At 59.8% G+C, this 16870-nt stretch carries 16 protein-coding genes; 8 read left to right on the forward strand and 8 right to left on the reverse strand.

The window, feature by feature from the left end; all coding sequences use genetic code 11:
- Positions 1 to 484: 484 nt before the first annotated feature.
- Positions 485 to 2107 (reverse strand): ABC transporter substrate-binding protein, encoded by a 1623-nt coding sequence (locus tag ACEQFP_RS04865; RefSeq protein ID WP_098143245.1) that lies wholly within the window; start codon positions 2105 to 2107, stop codon positions 485 to 487.
- Between the two features lie 235 nt (positions 2108 to 2342).
- Between ACEQFP_RS04865 and tpx the strand changes: the two genes are divergently transcribed.
- Complete coding sequence (gene tpx / locus ACEQFP_RS04870) at positions 2343 to 2846, forward strand: thiol peroxidase (protein ID WP_005285536.1); 504 nt, start codon at positions 2343 to 2345, stop codon at positions 2844 to 2846.
- A 57-nt stretch (positions 2847 to 2903) separates the two neighbouring features.
- Here the strand turns inward: tpx and tyrR are convergent, their stop codons facing one another.
- A complete protein-coding gene (tyrR, locus tag ACEQFP_RS04875) occupies positions 2904 to 4496 on the reverse strand; it encodes a transcriptional regulator TyrR (RefSeq protein ID WP_005285535.1) in 1593 nt (530 codons plus the stop codon).
- Positions 4497 to 4889: 393 nt separating this feature from the next.
- Here tyrR and sseA point away from each other — a divergent pair, with 393 nt between their 5' ends.
- Positions 4890 to 5735: a 3-mercaptopyruvate sulfurtransferase gene (gene sseA, locus ACEQFP_RS04880; protein ID WP_035606788.1), complete on the forward strand. Its 846-nt coding sequence runs from the start codon at positions 4890 to 4892 to the stop codon at positions 5733 to 5735.
- A 61-nt stretch (positions 5736 to 5796) separates the two neighbouring features.
- Here the strand turns inward: sseA and ACEQFP_RS04885 are convergent, their stop codons facing one another.
- From ACEQFP_RS04885 to pspA, 6 genes are read right to left on the reverse strand one after another with little or no spacing between them, the layout of a single operon-like run.
- On the reverse strand, positions 5797 to 6864 hold the full coding sequence (locus ACEQFP_RS04885) for a TIGR01620 family protein (RefSeq protein WP_047059960.1): 1068 nt from the start codon (positions 6862 to 6864) through the stop codon (positions 5797 to 5799).
- Entirely contained in the window at positions 6861 to 8258 is a 1398-nt protein-coding gene (locus tag ACEQFP_RS04890) for a YcjX family protein (RefSeq protein WP_035598577.1), read from the reverse strand. Before ACEQFP_RS04890 ends, ACEQFP_RS04885 begins: the two co-directional genes overlap by 4 nt.
- Positions 8239 to 8523, reverse strand: coding sequence for a beta-glucosidase (locus ACEQFP_RS04895; RefSeq protein WP_370554397.1), 285 nt, complete (start codon positions 8521 to 8523; stop codon positions 8239 to 8241). The genes ACEQFP_RS04890 and ACEQFP_RS04895 overlap by 20 nt, the downstream gene beginning before the upstream one ends.
- A gap of 27 nt (positions 8524 to 8550) precedes the next feature.
- On the reverse strand, positions 8551 to 8904 hold the full coding sequence (pspC, locus tag ACEQFP_RS04900; protein ID WP_005293472.1) for an envelope stress response membrane protein PspC: 354 nt from the start codon (positions 8902 to 8904) through the stop codon (positions 8551 to 8553).
- Positions 8904 to 9131, reverse strand: a complete 228-nt coding sequence (gene pspB / locus ACEQFP_RS04905) for an envelope stress response membrane protein PspB (RefSeq protein WP_005293469.1) — start codon at positions 9129 to 9131, stop codon at positions 8904 to 8906. The genes pspC and pspB overlap by 1 nt, the downstream gene beginning before the upstream one ends.
- Positions 9132 to 9178: 47 nt before the next feature.
- The gene (gene pspA / locus ACEQFP_RS04910) at positions 9179 to 9844 is read right to left on the reverse strand and encodes a phage shock protein PspA (RefSeq protein WP_370546777.1); all 666 of its coding nucleotides are present in this window, start codon (positions 9842 to 9844) and stop codon (positions 9179 to 9181) included.
- A 208-nt stretch (positions 9845 to 10052) separates the two neighbouring features.
- On the opposite strand from pspA, the gene pspF reads away from it, so the two are divergent.
- The 6 genes from pspF (at position 10053) to sapF (ending at position 16809) form a co-directional block, all read left to right on the forward strand.
- Positions 10053 to 11093, forward strand: a complete 1041-nt coding sequence (gene pspF / locus ACEQFP_RS04915) for a phage shock protein operon transcriptional activator (protein WP_035598580.1) — start codon at positions 10053 to 10055, stop codon at positions 11091 to 11093.
- A 375-nt stretch (positions 11094 to 11468) separates the two neighbouring features.
- The gene (gene sapA, locus ACEQFP_RS04920) at positions 11469 to 13163 is read left to right on the forward strand and encodes an ABC transporter substrate-binding protein SapA (RefSeq protein WP_370546778.1); all 1695 of its coding nucleotides are present in this window, start codon (positions 11469 to 11471) and stop codon (positions 13161 to 13163) included.
- The gene (gene sapB, locus ACEQFP_RS04925; RefSeq protein WP_005285520.1) at positions 13160 to 14125 is read left to right on the forward strand and encodes a putrescine export ABC transporter permease SapB; all 966 of its coding nucleotides are present in this window, start codon (positions 13160 to 13162) and stop codon (positions 14123 to 14125) included. Before sapA ends, sapB begins: the two co-directional genes overlap by 4 nt.
- The gene (gene sapC / locus ACEQFP_RS04930; protein ID WP_005293460.1) at positions 14112 to 15002 is read left to right on the forward strand and encodes a putrescine export ABC transporter permease SapC; all 891 of its coding nucleotides are present in this window, start codon (positions 14112 to 14114) and stop codon (positions 15000 to 15002) included. The genes sapB and sapC overlap by 14 nt, the downstream gene beginning before the upstream one ends.
- A complete protein-coding gene (sapD, locus tag ACEQFP_RS04935) occupies positions 15002 to 15994 on the forward strand; it encodes a putrescine export ABC transporter ATP-binding protein SapD (RefSeq protein ID WP_005285514.1) in 993 nt (330 codons plus the stop codon). Before sapC ends, sapD begins: the two co-directional genes overlap by 1 nt.
- Positions 15994 to 16809 (forward strand): putrescine export ABC transporter ATP-binding protein SapF, encoded by an 816-nt coding sequence (sapF, locus tag ACEQFP_RS04940; RefSeq protein WP_005285511.1) that lies wholly within the window; start codon positions 15994 to 15996, stop codon positions 16807 to 16809. The genes sapD and sapF overlap by 1 nt, the downstream gene beginning before the upstream one ends.
- Positions 16810 to 16870 lie beyond the last annotated feature (61 nt).

Below are 16870 nucleotides of genomic sequence, written 5' to 3' on the forward strand. Positions count from 1 at the left end.
TGGCAATATATTCTGCCTTGTTTTCTCTTGGTAAACCTTAAATTTACATTTGTTTTCAAATGATTGGCAAAAGATGACTCGTCGATCCATTGCCGGGCGCGTGGCGAGAATAGACCAAGAACCTGGGTGAATTAGCCCTGATCCTCCGGCGGATACCCGGTTATGCGCGAGGTGGCAAAAGTGGCCCTTTTACTCACTTGCCCGCTAATCGCCTATTATCCCGGCGTAATAACATTTTTTTATCTATATGTGACACAATCGAAGAAATTAATATGTAGTTTTCCCCAGGGGGGCATAGCCGATACGTGGGAAAAAATAATAGAAAAGACAATAAATATACTTTTTTAAATGAATTATTATAATTAGCGCGACAATCGTTCAATTATTCAGATGGTCATCCGGCGCGTTCGCAAGAAATAAACGCTAAGCCTACAGAGAAAATGATGGATCGCGCCCCCTGCGACCTATGGGGACGCACTCCGGCTCAATGTGCGAGGATGTACAACTGGCGGCTGTAAGCCACATCCTCAGGATTGGTGATCGGGTAGCCTTTCACCCACGGCTTAATCAGGCGGGCGTTAGTATATTGGTAAATCGGTGCGATCGGCGCCGCCTCGGCAATCATCCGCTCCGCCTGGAGATAGACCTCACGACGTCGCTGTGCGTCGCGCTCGCCGGCGGCTTGTTGCAACAACGCATCATATTCAGGACGATTAAAGCCACTCAAGTTGCCGCTATGACGATGGCTGAGTAAGGTGAGGAAACTCGATGCCTCGTTATAGTCGGCCATCCAGGAGGCACGCACCACATCGAATTGCCCACTGTTGCGACTGTCAACGTAGCTCTTCCACTCCTGATTGGTCAGCTTCACCTGTACCCCCAGCGTTTTCTTCCACATTGAGGCGACGGCGATGGCGATCTTCTGATGGTTCTCCGCCGTGTTGTACAACAGGGTCAGCTTCAACGGCTTCCCGGGGCCGTAACCCGCCTCGCGTAGCCAGGCTCGGGCTTGGCGATGGCGCTCCGCCTGGCTCATCTGTTGCCACGCCAACGGCGTCGGCGGGAAGTCAGCGGTAGCGTCCGGCGTCAGACGATAGGCCGGTTTCTCGCCGCTGCCGACCACTTTACCGGCGATGATCTCACGATCGATGGCGTAAGAGAGTGCTCGCCGTACCCGGACATCGTTTAAGGGGGGGCGCCGGGTATTAAAGGCGTAGTAGTACGTGCCCAATTGATCGGGGGTAAATACTTGACCGGGTAGACGCGCCTTTAACTGTGCATAGCGGTTCTTGGGAAAGGATTCGGTGATATCGATATCGCCCGCCAGGTAACGATGGGTCGCCGCACTCTCCTGATTGATCGGGATGAAGGTCACCTGTGTCAGATGGGTATTGGCGCGATCCCAATAGTAGGGGTTGGCGCTCAGGACGATGCGTTCATTGACCACCCGCTGCGTCAATTGAAACGCGCCATTCCCTACCAGATGACCCGGTTGCGTCCATGCCTGACCGAGGCGAGCGATGATCGACTGAGGCTGGGGGAACAGGCTGAAATGGGTACATAATTGAGGGAAGTAGGCCAGCGGGCGATTCAGTTGTACCACCAGCGTACGGGCATCCGGCGCCGCAACGCCTAACCGATCGGGTGGTAACTGGCCGCTAATAATCTCCGCCGCGTTGGCGATCCCCGCCATTTCGGCGAACCAGGCGAACGGTGAATGCGTTTGCGGATCGACCAGGCGCCGCCAAGCATAGACGAAGTCGTAGGCGGTGAGCGCCTCGCCGTTCGACCAGCGTGCCGTATCACGGAGCTGGAACACATAACGCTGATTATCCTTGCTGTGCCAGGCATAGGCGACGCCGGGTTGCACACGTCCATCCGCCCCTTGGTTGACCAGCCCTTCAAACAGATCGCGCAACACCTGCGCCTCCGTCAACCCGACGGCCGCCACCGGATCGAGCGAGACCGGCTCATCTTTCAGATGGCGTACCACGTGCTGCGTCGGTGCCAAGGTGGTACCCGGCGGCAACGGCGATGCCTGCCCCACTCCGCTCCAAACGAGCATTCCCCATACCGCTAAGGCGGCCAGTCGCAGCGAGTCTCTCATTCCCTATCCTTGTGCGTATTGTCACTATGGCACGCGATGACCGGCGGCATCGCGCCCCTGCATGGCAATCTATACTCTGCCTGAATGAGATGTCCGTCACCACTCTTTATTCACACGGCGTCAGGCGCACGCCTCACGCGGACAGAGAATTCCGCCTGAGGCGCTACCCCTAAGGCGCTAATTGACGTACACTGAAACTTGTTTTTAACAAAATACAAACAAAAGGGGAGAGAGCATGGCTCAAACTGTTTTATTCCGTGGCACACCGATCACGCTCGATGGTCATTTCCCGCAGCCTGGCGAGCAGGCTCACGCGTTTTCCCTGGTCAACAAAGAGTTACAGGATATTACCTTAGCCAGCTTCGGCCAGCAGCGTAAGATCCTGAACATCTTCCCCAGCATCGATACCGGGGTCTGCGCCACCTCAGTCCGTCGTTTTAATCAGCTGGCTTCCGAGGCCGACAACAGTGTAGTGCTGTGTATTTCCGCCGACCTGCCTTTCGCACAGGCCCGCTTCTGTGGCGCCGAAGGGCTGAACAACGTGATCACCCTCTCCACCCTACGCGGCGCGGAATTCAAGCAGGCGTATGGGGTAGCGATCGCCGAAGGCCCCCTGACAGGGCTGACAGCGCGTGCGGTCGTGGTGTTGGATGGGGATAACCGAGTGATCCATAGCCAGCTGGTCAGCGAAATCGCCGACGAGCCGGATTATGAGGCGGCATTAGCCGTATTGCGCTAAACGCACGGCATGCGAAGAGAGGGCGGCGTCTGCCGCCCTTTTATCGTCAGCAGGGTGTTAACGAGACTCGCTCTCGGCGCGGGTCTCACTCTCGGCGTGACGGCGGCTACTCAGCCCATATTCACGCAGCTTATTCGCGATCGCGGTATGTGAGACGCCCAGTCGCTTGGCCAGCTTACGGGTACTCGGATAGTTGCGATACAGGCGCGTCAAGACGGAGCGCTCGAAACGCTTACAGATCTCATCCAACGAACCATCCAACACCTCATCCCCCAACGCCATCTCCGCCTCAAACTCCGGCAGCACGATGTCCTGCGGGCGCAGCTCATACCCCTGCAACTGTGTCAGGGCACGGTAGATGGCATTCTTCAACTGGCGCACGTTACCCGGCCAGCCATATTGGCTGAGGAAGGCGCTTAACTCAGGAGCCAGCTTCGGACGCGGCATCCCCTGCTCATCGGCAAAGCGTGACACGAACAGCTCGGTCAGCGGCATGATGTCCTGCACCCGCTCGCGTAGCGGCGGCAGGTTCAGCGTCAGCACATTCAAGCGATAATAGAGATCTTCGCGGAACTGGCCTCGTTGCACCAGATCGATCAAGTTCTTCTGGGTGGCGCAGATCACCCGCACATCGACCCGCACCTCATGCTCTTCACCGACGCGACGGAAGGTACCGTCGTTAAGGAAGCGCAACAGCTTGGTCTGCATGCGTGACGACATCTCGCCGATCTCATCCAGCAGCACGGTGCCGCCGTTAGCCTGTTCGAAGAATCCCTTCTTGCCTTCCAGCGCATTCGGATAGGCACCTGCGGCATGGCCGAACAGTTCGCTCTCCGCCACCTCATCGGGCAACGCGGCGCAGTTCAACGCCAGGAAAGGCTTCTTGCCACGCGGGCTTCGCAGATGACAGGCGCGGGCTAAGACATCTTTACCGGTGCCGGTCTCACCGACCAGCAGCAACGGCGCATCCAACATCGCCAGCTTACGCGCCTGCTCCAACAGCAGACGCATCTTCGGACTGACGCCGATGATATGGTCGAACTCGCTGTTGTCGTTGACCGCCAGGTTCTGCAACTGACGCCCCATGCGTACCGCCGACTTCAACACCACCACCGCGCCGACTGGGGTGCGATGCGTCTGTTTGCTGTCATCCAGGTAGATCGGCATGATATCCATCAGATAATCCTGGCCACGGATCACCACTTTTTCGCTGTGCGGTGCGACGTCATCATCCTCTAGCCAGCGTAAGAAGTTATAGCCGCCGATCAGCGTCGCCGCCGTCTGATGGCAAATCTTCTCCTCACTGGTGGCAAACAGCGACAACGCCGCCTTATTGGCCAGTTCGACCTTACCCTTCATATCGATGGAAAAGACCGGCTCCGGCAAGGACTCCAGCAGCGCCCACATGGCGCGATGCTCGCGCTCGGAGGGCATGAAGGGCACGGTGCGTACATCGGTCACCCCGTTGATGCGACGGATCTCCGCCATCAGCTGACGAAAGATCTCGAAATCCAGCTCGGTAAAGTTGAGATAGATCCGCCCGATGGTATCGATCTCAATACCACGCAAGTCGATGCTACGCGCGGCGAGAAGATCCAGCAGTTCACGCGTTAGACCGATACGATCTTCACAAAAAACTTCCAGACGCATTAGTTTTGACCCTACTCTGCTTATGCTGCGTGTATACGCGAAAAAACAGCCATTGCTTGCCCAAACCACCAGCACAGCGGCTGAAGTAACAATCTGTCACATAAAGTTTACAGATATTTCTGTTATACGCCAGCCATCTGATCGCTTTTCACTGGCAAGATCATCCGCTTGGCATACGCCGACCGCCTCATCAATAACGGCGCCGTTTGCCACGGCGGGCCACTATGAGCGTAAGCCAACGCGTACAGTATCTTAGCACATATTTATCATACATTTTAGCGGAACATAGTGTAAGCATGGCATATGTCCTGCATCTATCTATTCTCGCACGACTACCCCGCAGAGCGACTTTGCGGTATACCATTATCCCTCTCTCCCTCTTCAGGAGCCGTTATGTCCTCTTCTCTGTTTGTCACTCCCGAATGGCTGGCCGCCCACCTGGCGGACGCCGATCTACAGCTGCTCGATGCCCGCCTACTGCCGCCAGGACAAGAGGGGGATCTCGCCGCCCAGTTCCGCGCGCAACACCTACCTCATGCTCGCCGTTTCGATATCGAGGCGCTCTCCGATGCGCAGAGCGCGCTACCACATATGCTGCCCGATGCCGCCGACTTTTCCGCCGCCATGCAGGCACTGGGGATTTGGCGTGACCATCATCTGGTGATCTACGACGACGGTAGCCTCTTCAGCGCCCCGCGCGCCTGGTGGATGCTACGCGTCTTCGGCGCCACGCGCGTCTCCGTGCTCGCCGGAGGACTGGCCGCCTGGCAGCGTCTGGGTCTACCCGTGAGCCACGGCGAGATGGCGCCCACGGTGGCCGGGGTGTTCCCCGCCCAACTGGATAAACGCCGCCTACGCAGCGCCGCCCAAGTCTTGCAGGCAGTGCGTAGCGGCCAGAGCCAGATCGTCGATGCGCGCGCCGCCGCCCGCTTTCACGGCCACGTGCCGGAGCCTCGCCCCGGATTACGCAGCGGCCATATTCCCACTAGCCATAACCTGCCGTGGGAGACCCTGGTGCGCGACGGCGCGCTGCAGCCCCCTGAGGCGCTGCGGGCGTTATTTCACCAGGCGGGCGTCGATCTGACGCGGCCGATCATCGCCAGCTGTGGCTCTGGCGTAACGGCGGCGGTACTACTGTTGGCGCTGGCCACGTTGGGCGTCGAGGAGACGGCGCTGTATGACGGCGCCTGGAGCGAATGGGGAGCCGATGCCTCCCTACCGTTAGAAGTGACAGTGTAACCAAGATCCGCCACGGCATCCCAACCCATGGCGTTGGGGCGCCGTGGCGATAAGCGTCACGCTACGCCTTGCCCTTCTCCTGGCTATTCGGCAGGGTGCGACGTAGCTGCGCCAACAACTCGCGGCGAAAATCGCCTAAACGCGGGCGATCGTCGTCGAGCCACGGCAATGGCCGGCATAACTCCATCGCCTTGATTCCCAGACGAGCCGTCAAGAGCCCGGCGCCGATCCCCTGCGCCGCCCGCGCCGAGAGGCGCGCCGCCAGATCTTGCGAGACCCAGTCCATCCCCACCTCACGTACCAGCTCGGACGCGCCGGCAAAGGCGATATTCAGCAATACCAGGCGGAACAGACGCAGGCGGCTATAGTAGCCCAGCTCGATACCGTACAACGCGGCGATGCGGTTAATCAGGCGAAGGTTACGCCAGGCGATGAAGGCCATGTCCACCAGCGCCAGTGGGCTAACGGCGATCATCAGGGTCGATTCGGCGGCATAACGGCTGATCTCTCGACGCGCCTGGCTGTCGAGCACCGGCTGCACCAAGGTGGCGTACAGCGACACCACCTCGCGATCGCTGTGGGTCTCGTGCAGCGCAGCCCGCCAACGCTGTACTGCCGGATGGCTCGCGTCCAGCCCCGCCTGACGCAACAGACGTTCGCAGAATGCCCGCCCCTGACCGACGGCGTGGCTGTGTAGCAGATCGCTGGCCAGTTCACGCTCCTCGGCGCGCTGGCGTAAGCGATAGAGATGACGCCACTCGCTCAGTGTCGCGCCGACACCCGCCAACACGATCAAACCGCCCGCCACGCAACCCCCCAAGGCGATCCAGTCCTGGTTGAACCAGGCCTGATAGAGCCACTGGCCACCCTGAGCCAACACGCTGAGGCCGAACAAGGCCAGCCCTCCGCCGGCGATGCGCCGCCACAGACTACGGCGCGGGCGCAATGCCACACTGACCATCCCCTCCAGACGGCCATCCTCCTGCTCGCTCTCCACTTCTGCCATCGCGGCCGGGGTAAACGCCTCTGCCTGTTGGCCGTCGAAGGCGACGCCGGGGCGCACCGTCGGGCCCGGCTCCGCGCTAAGATCGACATCGAAATCGATGCGCCCTTTAATCGGATCGCTCACCGTAATTTATCTCCCAATAAGAATTCCATCACACTGTCCATACGGATATGCGGCAACGGCGTATCGATGCTCATTCGTTGCGGACGGAACTGTTCGAAACAGAAGCCCTGCTGCTGCCAGAATGCCGCCTGTGGTAAGCGTGCTGGCACCTCGCCCGGATAGACCGTCAATGGCGCGCCATCACTCAGACGCTCGCCGCGTAGCGCCGGGATGCTCTGCCCCTGATGCTGTACCATTCCGCTCTGGGTCGCCTGGATCGCCGCGATACCGGCACAATCCATCGCAATGCCCTCAAAGGCGGCGTTCTGCCAGGCATCCTGCACCAACTGTTGCAACAGCGACACCAGATTGGCGTGCTGATCGGCGGTGATGTGGTCGGCCTTGCTGGCGGCGAACATCAACCGATCGATACAGGGTGAGAACAGACGGCGATAGAGGGTACGCTTACCGTAATGGAAACTCTGCATCAGCTGGTTCAGCGCCAGGCGCATATCGTTGAACGCCTGCGGCCCACTATTCAGCGGTTGCAGGCAATCCACCAGCACGATCTGACGATCGAAGCGCGCAAAGTGCTGGCGGTAGAATCCCTTGACCACCTCGCGGCAATAGTAATCGTAGCGCTGACGCAGCATGCCGAGGTTACTGTGACGATCGGCGCGTGCCAGACGCGACTCATTGGCCTCATCCAGCGCTGGCCAAGGAAAGAATTGCAGCGCAGGCGCCCCCGCCATATCGCCCGGCAGCACGAAGCGTCCCGGCTGAATAAAGTGCAGCCCCTGTTGCTTACACTGCACCAGGTAATCGGTATAGGCCTGGGCGATGGCCGCCAATTGGCGTTCGTCGGCGGGCGCATGGGGATCACAGGCAGCGCACAGGCGCAGGAACGGCTCGGCCAGCGTACGACGATCCCCCTGCAATAGGCCGTTCATTTGGCGCGACCAATGCAGATAGTCCTGATCGAGCATCGGCAGGTCGAGCAACCACTCCCCTGGATAATCCACGATCTCCAGATAGAGCGTCGAGGTCTCCTTGAAGTGGCGCAGCAGCGAGTCGCGACTACGGTAACGCAGTGCCAGACGGATCTCGCTGACCCCACGCGTCGGCGTCGGCCAGTCGGGCGGATCGCCGTAAAGCTGCGCCATCCCCTCATCATAGGTAAAGCGGGCCACCCCCAACTCACGCTGAGGAACTCGCTTCACGCCCAAGATACGCTCCTCGCGCTGGGCGGAAAATAGCGGCAGGCGAGCACCGCTATGCACATGTAGCAACTGGTTCACCAACGAGGTGATGAACGCCGTCTTACCGCTGCGACTCAGCCCGGTCACCGCTAAGCAAAGGTGGCGATCCAGGCCGCGATTAACCAACGCGTTTAGATCATGTTGTAGCCTTTTCATGCTTCTCCTTGCCACGACTTACGGGCGGATTCACCGCAGCGGCGGGCTGAAAATAACGCGCTGTCGCATAGCGTACACCACGGCGCACCCCCGGCTCCAACAACCACAATAGGATCAGACGCAGAGGTCGCCAGGCAATATAACGTGCCAGTCCGGCGGCCAGCCCCGCCGGGGCGGCACACAACAGCAACAGGCCTCCCAGACGCAATGCGCCGCTAACACGGCGACGCCAGAAGGTCTGGGCGGGACAGTTGATCGGCTTCATCCATTTTACTCCCGCGCTTTCGCCGCCTTATAGCTGGCGAAAGCGACGATTCAAACTAAAGGCCGGCGATGTCACGTAACGCTCCAGACGACGCAAGCGTTGCTCGCATTGCTCCAGCTCCCCCGCGGTGCGCGCCAATTGATCACGCGCCCGTGGAGCCGCGGGCGGCCGCTCCCCCTCGGCCACCGGCAAGGTCACCGCCAGGATCCCATAGGCCAGTAGGGTGAAGATAAACAGACCGCAAAATACCGATAACACCGCCATCGCACGCACCAGCGTCACCGGCACGGAGAAGTAGTCGGCGATCCCGGCGCATACCCCCTTGATCATGCCGCGTTGCGGCAGACGGTACAGACGATGCTCAGGCAACGATGGACTCATCAGGCGTCCCTCCAGTTGGGATGCTCGGCATCCAGGATCGCCTCCAGGGCGCTGATGCGCTGACGCATCCGTTGCGCCTCATCACTCAATTGTGCCAGACGCTGTTGTTCCTGCGCCTGCAGGACGCTATCGCTACGCTGACGATTGCCGTAGTGCAGCCACAGCCAGATCGGCAGGACAAACAGCACAAACAGCGTCAGAGGAATGGCCAGAAACAGATAGCCCATATACGCTCCTTGGGTGGATTAGTGAACGCGCACGTTGGCTGGCGCACTTATTCGCCGCGTTGCAGGCGTGCCTTCATCTCGGCTAACTGGCGACTGATCTCGTCGTCGGCCTTCAGCTCGGCAAACTCCTGCTCCAGGCTCTTCTTTTTACCCAGCGCGACGCTCTCCGCATCGGCCTCCATGTGGTCGATGCGGCGTTCAAACTGTTCGAAGCGCGCCATCGCCTCATCCAGCTTGCCGCTATCCAGCTGGCGACGCACCTCGCGCGAGGAGGCCGCCGCCTGTTGGCGTAACGTTAACGCCTGCTGGCGTGCGCGCGTCTCCGTTAGTTTACTCTCTAGCTCGCTGATTTCACGCTTCATTCGCTCCAGCGTCTCATCCACGCTCTCCACCTCATGCTGCAGGCTGACCAGCAGATCGGCGACCCGTTGCTTCTCGATCAAGGCCGCGCGCGCCAGATCGTCTTTCTCCTTGCGCAGGGCCAGCTCGGCCTTCTCCTGCCACTCTTGGCACTGTTGCGTCGCTTGCTCGATGCGGCGTAGCAGCTGCTTCTTCTCCGCGAGCGCCCGGGCGGAGGTAGAACGCACCTCTACCAGCGTATCCTCCATCTCTTGGATCATCAGCCGTACTAGCTTCTGCGGATCTTCCGCTTTATCCAACAGCGTATTGATGTTGGCGTTTACGATATCGGCAAAACGAGAAAAAATACCCATGATGTTGTCCTCTGTCAGTATGACGCGTCTCGCGCACACGGCGGGTGCCGTCGTAGCCTAATCTATTCAAATGGCGTGCCAACTGTGAAAAACAAATAAATAATATTGAAAATCAAAAAGATAAAACAATCACTTTACTCAGCGTTGCACCAGAAGAGATGATGAGTTTAACTAATAGATAGTGAAAATAACCAATGTTAGGTGGATCATGGCGCTACACGACACCCTATTGGGCGGGGATAATGCCTTTCTTGAGGTGCTGGAGCAGACCTCTCGTCTCGCCCAATTGAACAAGCCGCTGTTAATCCTGGGCGAGCGCGGTACCGGCAAGGAGTTGATCGCCCAACGCCTGCATTACCTCTCTCCGCGTTGGCAAGGGCCATTTATCTCCCTCAACTGCGCCGCGCTCAACGAGAGCCTGCTGGATTCGGAGTTATTCGGCCATGAGGCCGGGGCCTTTACCGGGGCGCAACGCCGCCATCTAGGGCGCTTCGAGCGGGCTGACGGCGGTACCCTGTTTCTCGACGAACTGGCCACGGCGCCGATGCTGATCCAAGAGAAGTTGTTACGCGTCATCGAATATGGCCAACTAGAACGCGTCGGTGGCAGCCAGTCGCTGCAGGTCGATGTGCGCCTGGTCTGCGCGACCAATGCCGATCTGCCTGCGTTGGCCGCCGCGGGGCGTTTCCGGGCCGATCTGCTCGACCGTCTGGCCTTCGAGGTCATCGCGCTACCGCCGCTACGTCAACGCCAGGCGGATATCCTGCCGCTGGCCGAGCACTTCGCCATGCAGATGTGCCGCGAACTGGGGCGTCCCTTGTTCGCCGGCTTTAGCGCGCAGGCGCAACGCACCTTGCTCGACTACGCCTGGCCGGGCAACATCCGTGAGTTGAAAAATGTGGTGGAGCGCTCGGTCTTTCGCCACGGCGACGCTGGTGCACCGTTACACCAGATCGTGTTAAACCCCTTCCCTCATCGCCCCCCTCTCGATCCGCCCGCGATGGCGAACAGGCTACCTCCGTTGCCCCTCGATCTGCGCGCTTGGCAAAATCAGCAGGAGCAAGCCTTGACCCAGGCGGCGTTGCAGCAGGCATGCTTCCAGCAACGACGCGCCGCCGATCTACTCGGCATCACCTACCATCAGCTACGCGCCATCATGAAAAAACATGCTATCAGCGCGACAACGGAGCGGGAGGAGCCCGCGATCATGGACGATGACGAAAGGGGAATAGCTGGGGAGAGTCGCTAAAAAAAAAGCCAGCACCCGCGCTGGCATTAAAATGAAACTGTAAGCAATGTGAGCAATGTCGTGCCCCTCACCCTCTCCGAGTCGCGAGAGGGTGAGGCAGCCTATAAATGATAATGCGTATCACTACCGTTTGTAAAGCATTTTTCTACCTCATCTATTAGCCGGAGATCGACGCGGTAATTGCCTAATCGTACAGCAAATAATCTCGCTGAATCGCCACAGCGATTGGGCCGGCTGGCAATGTACGTTACACTAGGCTATTCGTTCAAGGGAGCGCCACTATCCGGCGTGACGGTCAACGGCGACGCGGCGCTCTGCGTCGACGGTTCGCGCGTCGCCGGCCTAGAACACAGCCCATAACCTGTTGAAGCCATTATGCGTGCTTGGAAAAACTTGCTGATCCCGCTGCTGTGTCTGTCGGCAGCGGCCATGGCGACCGAGAAGACGGCCGCCCCGCAACCCGCTGTGTCGGATATCCGCCAGAGCGGGTTCATCTATTGCGTTAACGGTATCGTGAGTACGTTTAACCCACAGTTAGTGAGTAGTGGCGTGACGGTCGATACCCTCGCCGCCCAGCTGTATGACCGGCTGTTGGACGTCGATCCCTATACTTATCGCCTGATCCCGGAGCTGGCGCAGAGTTGGGAAGTGCTCGACGGCGGTGCCACCTATATTCTGCATCTGCGGCGTGATGTCCCGTTCCAGAAAACACCCTGGTTCACGCCGACACGCAACATGAATGCCGATGACGTACTGTTTAGCTTCGAACGCATGTTCGATGCCCAACATCCTTACCACGACGTCAATGGCGGCCACTATCCCTATTTCGACAGTCTCCAGTTCAGTAATGCGGTACAGAGCATGCGCAAGCTGGACAACTACACGGTCGAAATCCGCCTGAAGCAGCCCGACGCCTCCTTCCTTTGGCATCTGGCGACCCACTACGCGCCGATCCTGTCGGCACAATACGCCGACCAGTTGACGCAACGCGGCCAGCAGGCGCAGATCGATCGCCTGCCCGTCGGTACCGGCCCTTTCATACGCGGCGAGTATCGCGCCGGGCAATTCATTCGCCTACTGCGTAATCCCACCTACTGGAAAGGCACGCCCCGCATGAAACAGGTGGTGATCGATCTGGGTGCCGGCGGTACCGGGCGGATCTCCAAGCTATTGACCGGCGAATGTGATGTCCTCGCCTACCCCGCCGCCAGCCAGTTGGGGATCTTACGCAACGACCCGCGTCTGCGCTTGACGCTGCGTCCAGGCATGAACGTGGCCTACCTGGCCTTCAACACCCGTAAACCGCCGCTGAATAACGAAAACGTGCGGCGCGCCATCGCCTACTCGATCAATAATCAGCGCTTGATGCAATCCATCTATTACGGGACGGCGGAGACCGCCGCCTCCCTGCTGCCGCGCGCCTCCTGGGCCTATGATAACGATGCTCGCGTCACCGATTATGATCCCGAGAAGGCGCGAGCGATGCTCAAGGCCGCCGGGATCAGCAACCTCCGCCTACAGCTATGGGTACCGACCGCCTCGCAGGCCTATAACCCCAGCCCGCTGAAGACCGCTGAACTGATCCAGGCCGATCTGGCCCAGGTTGGGATCAAGGTGAGCATCATCCCGGTGGAGGGGCGCTTTCAAGAAGCACGCCTGAGCGACATGAGTCACGACATGACCCTCACCGGTTGGGCGACGGACAGTAATGATCCCGACAGTTTCTTCCGCCCCCTGTTAAGCTGCGCGGCCATTCAGTCACAGACTAACCTGGCGCACTGGTGCGATCCGGCGTTTGATGCCTTGTTGCACCGCGCGTTGCAGGCGCAGCAGCTCGCCCAACGCATCGATGACTATCAGGCGGCACAGAAGATCCTGGAGCAGCAACTCCCGATCCTGCCCTTGGCCTCTTCGCTCCGTCTGCAAGCCTATCGCTACGATATCAAGGGACTGGTGCTCAGCCCGTTCGGTAATGCCTCCTTCGCCGGGGTATACCGTGAGGCGGCACCGGCTCCGACCCCGCCGCTGACGCGACCGGCGCTGGCGGTCTCGGCCAAGGAGACGCCATGATTATCTTTACGTTACGGCGCCTGTTGCTGCTGCTGGTCACTCTGTTTTTCCTGACCCTGGTCGGTTTCAGCCTGCTTTACTTCACGCCGCATGCGCCGCTCTCTGGCGCCTCGCTCAGCGACGCCTACCGCTTCTATCTCCATAGCCTATTGGAGGGCGACTTCGGCGTCTCCAGCATCAACGGCCAGGCCATCGTCAGTCAGTTGCGCGAAGTGGTTCCCGCCACCCTGGAGCTGTGTATCCTCGGTTTCCTGCTGGCGCTGTTCTGCGGTATCCCCATGGGCATCGCCGCCGGCATGATGCGCGGACGCTGGCCCGACGGCGCCATTACCACCCTGGCCCTGCTCGGCTACTCCATGCCGGTGTTCTGGCTGGCGTTACTGATGATGCTGTTCTTCGCCCTGCATCTCGGCTGGCTACCGGTCTCCGGGCGCTACGACTTGCTATACCCCGTCCCCAATATCACCGGCTTCGCCCTACTGGATGCCTGGCTCTCAGACTCACCTTATCGTCAGCAGATGCTGTTAAGCGTCCTGCGTCATCTGGTGCTGCCGGTCAGCGTATTGGCATTAGTGCCGATGACCGAGGTGATCCGCCTGATTCGCATCAGCACCGACAACGTCGTGGGGCAAAACTATATCAAGGCGGCGGCTACCCGGGGCCTGTCACGCCTGACCATTATCCGCCGCCACGTGCTGCATAACGCCCTGCCGCCGATCATCCCGCAATTGGGGCTGCAATTCTCCACCATGTTGACCCTGGCGATGATCACCGAGGTGGTGTTTAACTGGCCGGGATTGGGGCGCTGGCTGATCGCCGCCATTCGCCAGCAAGATTTCGCCGCCATCTCGGCCGGGGTGATGGTGATCGGCTCGTTGGTCCTGGTGGTCAACGTGCTGTGCGATATCATTGGCGCCATGACCAGCCCGCTGAAACATAAGGAATGGTATGCAGTTCGATAACGTCTATCGCGAAAAGAAGGTCCCCAGCCCGCTGCGCCAGACCTGGTACCACTTTCACGCCGACTCGCTGGCCATGGTTGGCCTGTATGGCGTTATCGCCCTATTGCTGCTGTGTGCCTTCGGTCGCCTGTTGGCTCCCTACGGCCTGGATCAACAATTTCTCGGTTATCAGTTGTTGCCTCCCTCCTGGTCGCGTTATGGCAACGTCTCGTTCTTCCTCGGTACGGACGACCTCGGGCGCGATCTGCTCAGCCGTCTGCTGTGCGGTGCGGCGCCAACCTTCGGTTCGGCGCTGGTGGTGACCATCGCCGCCAGCCTATGCGGGGTGGCTATCGGGGTACTGGCCGGTATTACACACGGCCTACGCTCGGCGATCCTCAACCATATCCTCGACACCCTGTTGGCGATTCCGTCATTGCTGTTGGCGATCATCGTGGTGGCCTTCCTCGGCCCACGCCTGGAGCACGCCATGTTGGCGGTATGGCTGGCGCTGCTGCCGCGTATCGTGCGCGCCGTCTATAGCGCGGTGCATGAGGAGCTAGAGAAAGAGTATGTTGTGGCGGCGCGACTCGACGGCGCCTCGACCTGGTTCATCCTCTGGGACGCCGTGATGCCGAACATCGCCGGGGTGCTGGTGTCGGAGTTTACGCGCGCCCTCTCCATGGCGATCATCGATATCGCCGCCCTCGGCTTTCTCGACCTCGGCGCCCAGTTGCCCTCGCCGGAATGGGGCGCCATGCTGGGCGATGCGCTGGAGTTGTTGTATGTGGCGCCCTGGACCGTGATGTTGCCGGGGGGCGCCATCATGCTCAGCGTGCTGTTAGTTAACCTGCTGGGCGACGGCTTGCGTCGCGCCATCAATGCCGGGGTGAAATAATGCCGTTACTCGATATCCGCAACCTGACGATTGAGTTCATGACACCCGAGGGGGCGGTCAAGGCCGTCGATCGGGTCAGTCTGACCCTGAGCGAAGGGGAAATCCGCGGACTGGTCGGTGAGTCCGGCTCTGGCAAAAGCCTGATCGCCAAGGCGATCTGCGGGATTACCAAGGATAACTGGAAAGTCACCGCCGATCGTATGCGCTTCGACGATATCGATCTACTGCGCCTGACGCCACGTCAACGGCGTAAGCTGGTCGGCCATAACGTGTCGATGATCTTCCAGGAGCCACAATCCTGTCTCGACCCCTCGGCGCGCATCGGCCGCCAACTGATCCAGGCGATTCCCGGCTGGACCTTTAAAGGGCGTTGGTGGCAACGCTTACGCTGGCGCCGCCGACGCGCCATCGAACTGTTGCACCGCGTCGGGATTAAGGATCACCGGGACGCCATGCGCAGCCTGCCCTATGAACTGACCGAGGGAGAGTGCCAGAAGGTGATGATCGCCATCGCCCTGGCCAACCAGCCACGCCTGCTGATCGCCGATGAGCCGACCAATGCCATGGAGCCGACCACTCAGGCGCAGATCTTCCGCCTGTTGGCGCGCATGAATCAGAATAACAACACCACCATTCTGCTGATCAGCCACGATCTACAGATGATGAGCAAGTGGGCCGATCGCATCAACGTGATGTATTGCGGTCAGACGGTAGAGAGCGCGAGCTGCGAGGAGATCCTCAGCGCGCCGCACCATCCCTACACCCAGGCGCTGATCCGGGCGATGCCCGACTTTGGCCGTGCGCTGCCGCCCAAGAGCCGCCTGAATACGCTGCCCGGTGCCATCCCCTCGCTGGAACACTTGCCGATCGGCTGTCGTCTGGGGCCACGCTGTCCCTACGCCCAGAAGAAGTGCATCGAAACCCCCACCCTGCGCACGGTGAAGGGGCATCAATTCGCCTGTCACTTCCCGCTCAACACGGAGGAGGCGTAATGATGAAGACGCTATTAGAGGTGCATAACCTGGAAAAGACTTTCCGTTATCGTACCGGTTGGTTCCGGCGTCAGCTGGTCGAGGCGGTCAAACCGCTCAGCTTCACCCTGCGCGAAGGGCAAACGCTGGCCATCATCGGGGAGAACGGCTCCGGCAAGTCCACCCTGGCCAAGATGATCGCCGGGATGATCGAGCCGAGTGGTGGCACCATGCTGATCGATGATCATCCGTTAAACTACGGCGATTACCGCTACCGTAGTCAATGTATTCGCATGATCTTTCAAGACCCCGCCACCTCGCTGAACCCGCGTCAGCGTATCGGCCAAATCCTGGATGTGCCGCTCCGCCTCAATACCGATCTGGATGCGCCGGCACGCGAGGCACGGATCAACCAGACCCTACGTCAAGTGGGGCTGCGTAACGATCACGCCTACTACTATCCGCATATGCTGGCGGCCGGTCAGTTGCAACGCATCGCCTTGGCGCGTGCGCTGATCCTGCAACCCAAGGTCATCGTCGCCGATGAGGCGCTAGCCTCGCTCGACATGTCGATGCGTTCGCAGATCATCAACCTGATGCTGGAGTTACAACAGAAACATGGCATCGCCTATATCTACGTCACCCAGCACCTGGGCATGATGAAACATATCAGCGATCAGGTCTTGGTGATGCAAGCCGGTGAGGTGGTCGAGCGCGGCAGCACCGCCGAAGTCCTCGCCGCCCCGCTGCACGATCTGACGAAGCGTCTGATCACCAGCCACTTCGGCGAGGCATTGACCGCCGATGCCTGGCGGCGCGATGGCGGGGGCTTTTAACTCGCCCCCGCAAGCGGAAGTAAAGCTAAAGCGCGAGCGCCGCCTAAGGCGCCGATTGTTC

This window comes from Edwardsiella sp. A.80236, assembly GCF_044540725.1.
Taxonomy (GTDB): Bacteria; Pseudomonadota; Gammaproteobacteria; order Enterobacterales; family Enterobacteriaceae; genus Edwardsiella; species Edwardsiella tarda.

Bases quoted from the DNA above. Each gene is read 5' to 3' on its own strand.
- ACEQFP_RS04865 (WP_098143245.1), bottom strand. From the start codon at position 2,107: ATGAGAGACTCGCTGCGACTGGCCGCCTTAGCGGTATGGGGAATGCTC.
- tpx (WP_005285536.1), top strand. From the start codon at position 2,343: ATGGCTCAAACTGTTTTATTCCGTGGCACACCGATCACGCTCGATGGT.
- tyrR (WP_005285535.1), bottom strand. From the start codon at position 4,496: ATGCGTCTGGAAGTTTTTTGTGAAGATCGTATCGGTCTAACGCGTGAA.
- sseA (WP_035606788.1), top strand. From the start codon at position 4,890: ATGTCCTCTTCTCTGTTTGTCACTCCCGAATGGCTGGCCGCCCACCTG.
- ACEQFP_RS04890 (WP_035598577.1), bottom strand. From the start codon at position 8,258: ATGAAAAGGCTACAACATGATCTAAACGCGTTGGTTAATCGCGGCCTG.
- ACEQFP_RS04895 (WP_370554397.1), bottom strand. From the start codon at position 8,523: ATGAAGCCGATCAACTGTCCCGCCCAGACCTTCTGGCGTCGCCGTGTT.
- pspC (WP_005293472.1), bottom strand. From the start codon at position 8,904: ATGAGTCCATCGTTGCCTGAGCATCGTCTGTACCGTCTGCCGCAACGC.
- pspB (WP_005293469.1), bottom strand. From the start codon at position 9,131: ATGGGCTATCTGTTTCTGGCCATTCCTCTGACGCTGTTTGTGCTGTTT.
- pspA (WP_370546777.1), bottom strand. From the start codon at position 9,844: ATGGGTATTTTTTCTCGTTTTGCCGATATCGTAAACGCCAACATCAAT.
- pspF (WP_035598580.1), top strand. From the start codon at position 10,053: ATGGCGCTACACGACACCCTATTGGGCGGGGATAATGCCTTTCTTGAG.
- sapA (WP_370546778.1), top strand. From the start codon at position 11,469: ATGCGTGCTTGGAAAAACTTGCTGATCCCGCTGCTGTGTCTGTCGGCA.
- sapB (WP_005285520.1), top strand. From the start codon at position 13,160: ATGATTATCTTTACGTTACGGCGCCTGTTGCTGCTGCTGGTCACTCTG.
- sapC (WP_005293460.1), top strand. From the start codon at position 14,112: ATGCAGTTCGATAACGTCTATCGCGAAAAGAAGGTCCCCAGCCCGCTG.
- sapD (WP_005285514.1), top strand. From the start codon at position 15,002: ATGCCGTTACTCGATATCCGCAACCTGACGATTGAGTTCATGACACCC.
- sapF (WP_005285511.1), top strand. From the start codon at position 15,994: ATGATGAAGACGCTATTAGAGGTGCATAACCTGGAAAAGACTTTCCGT.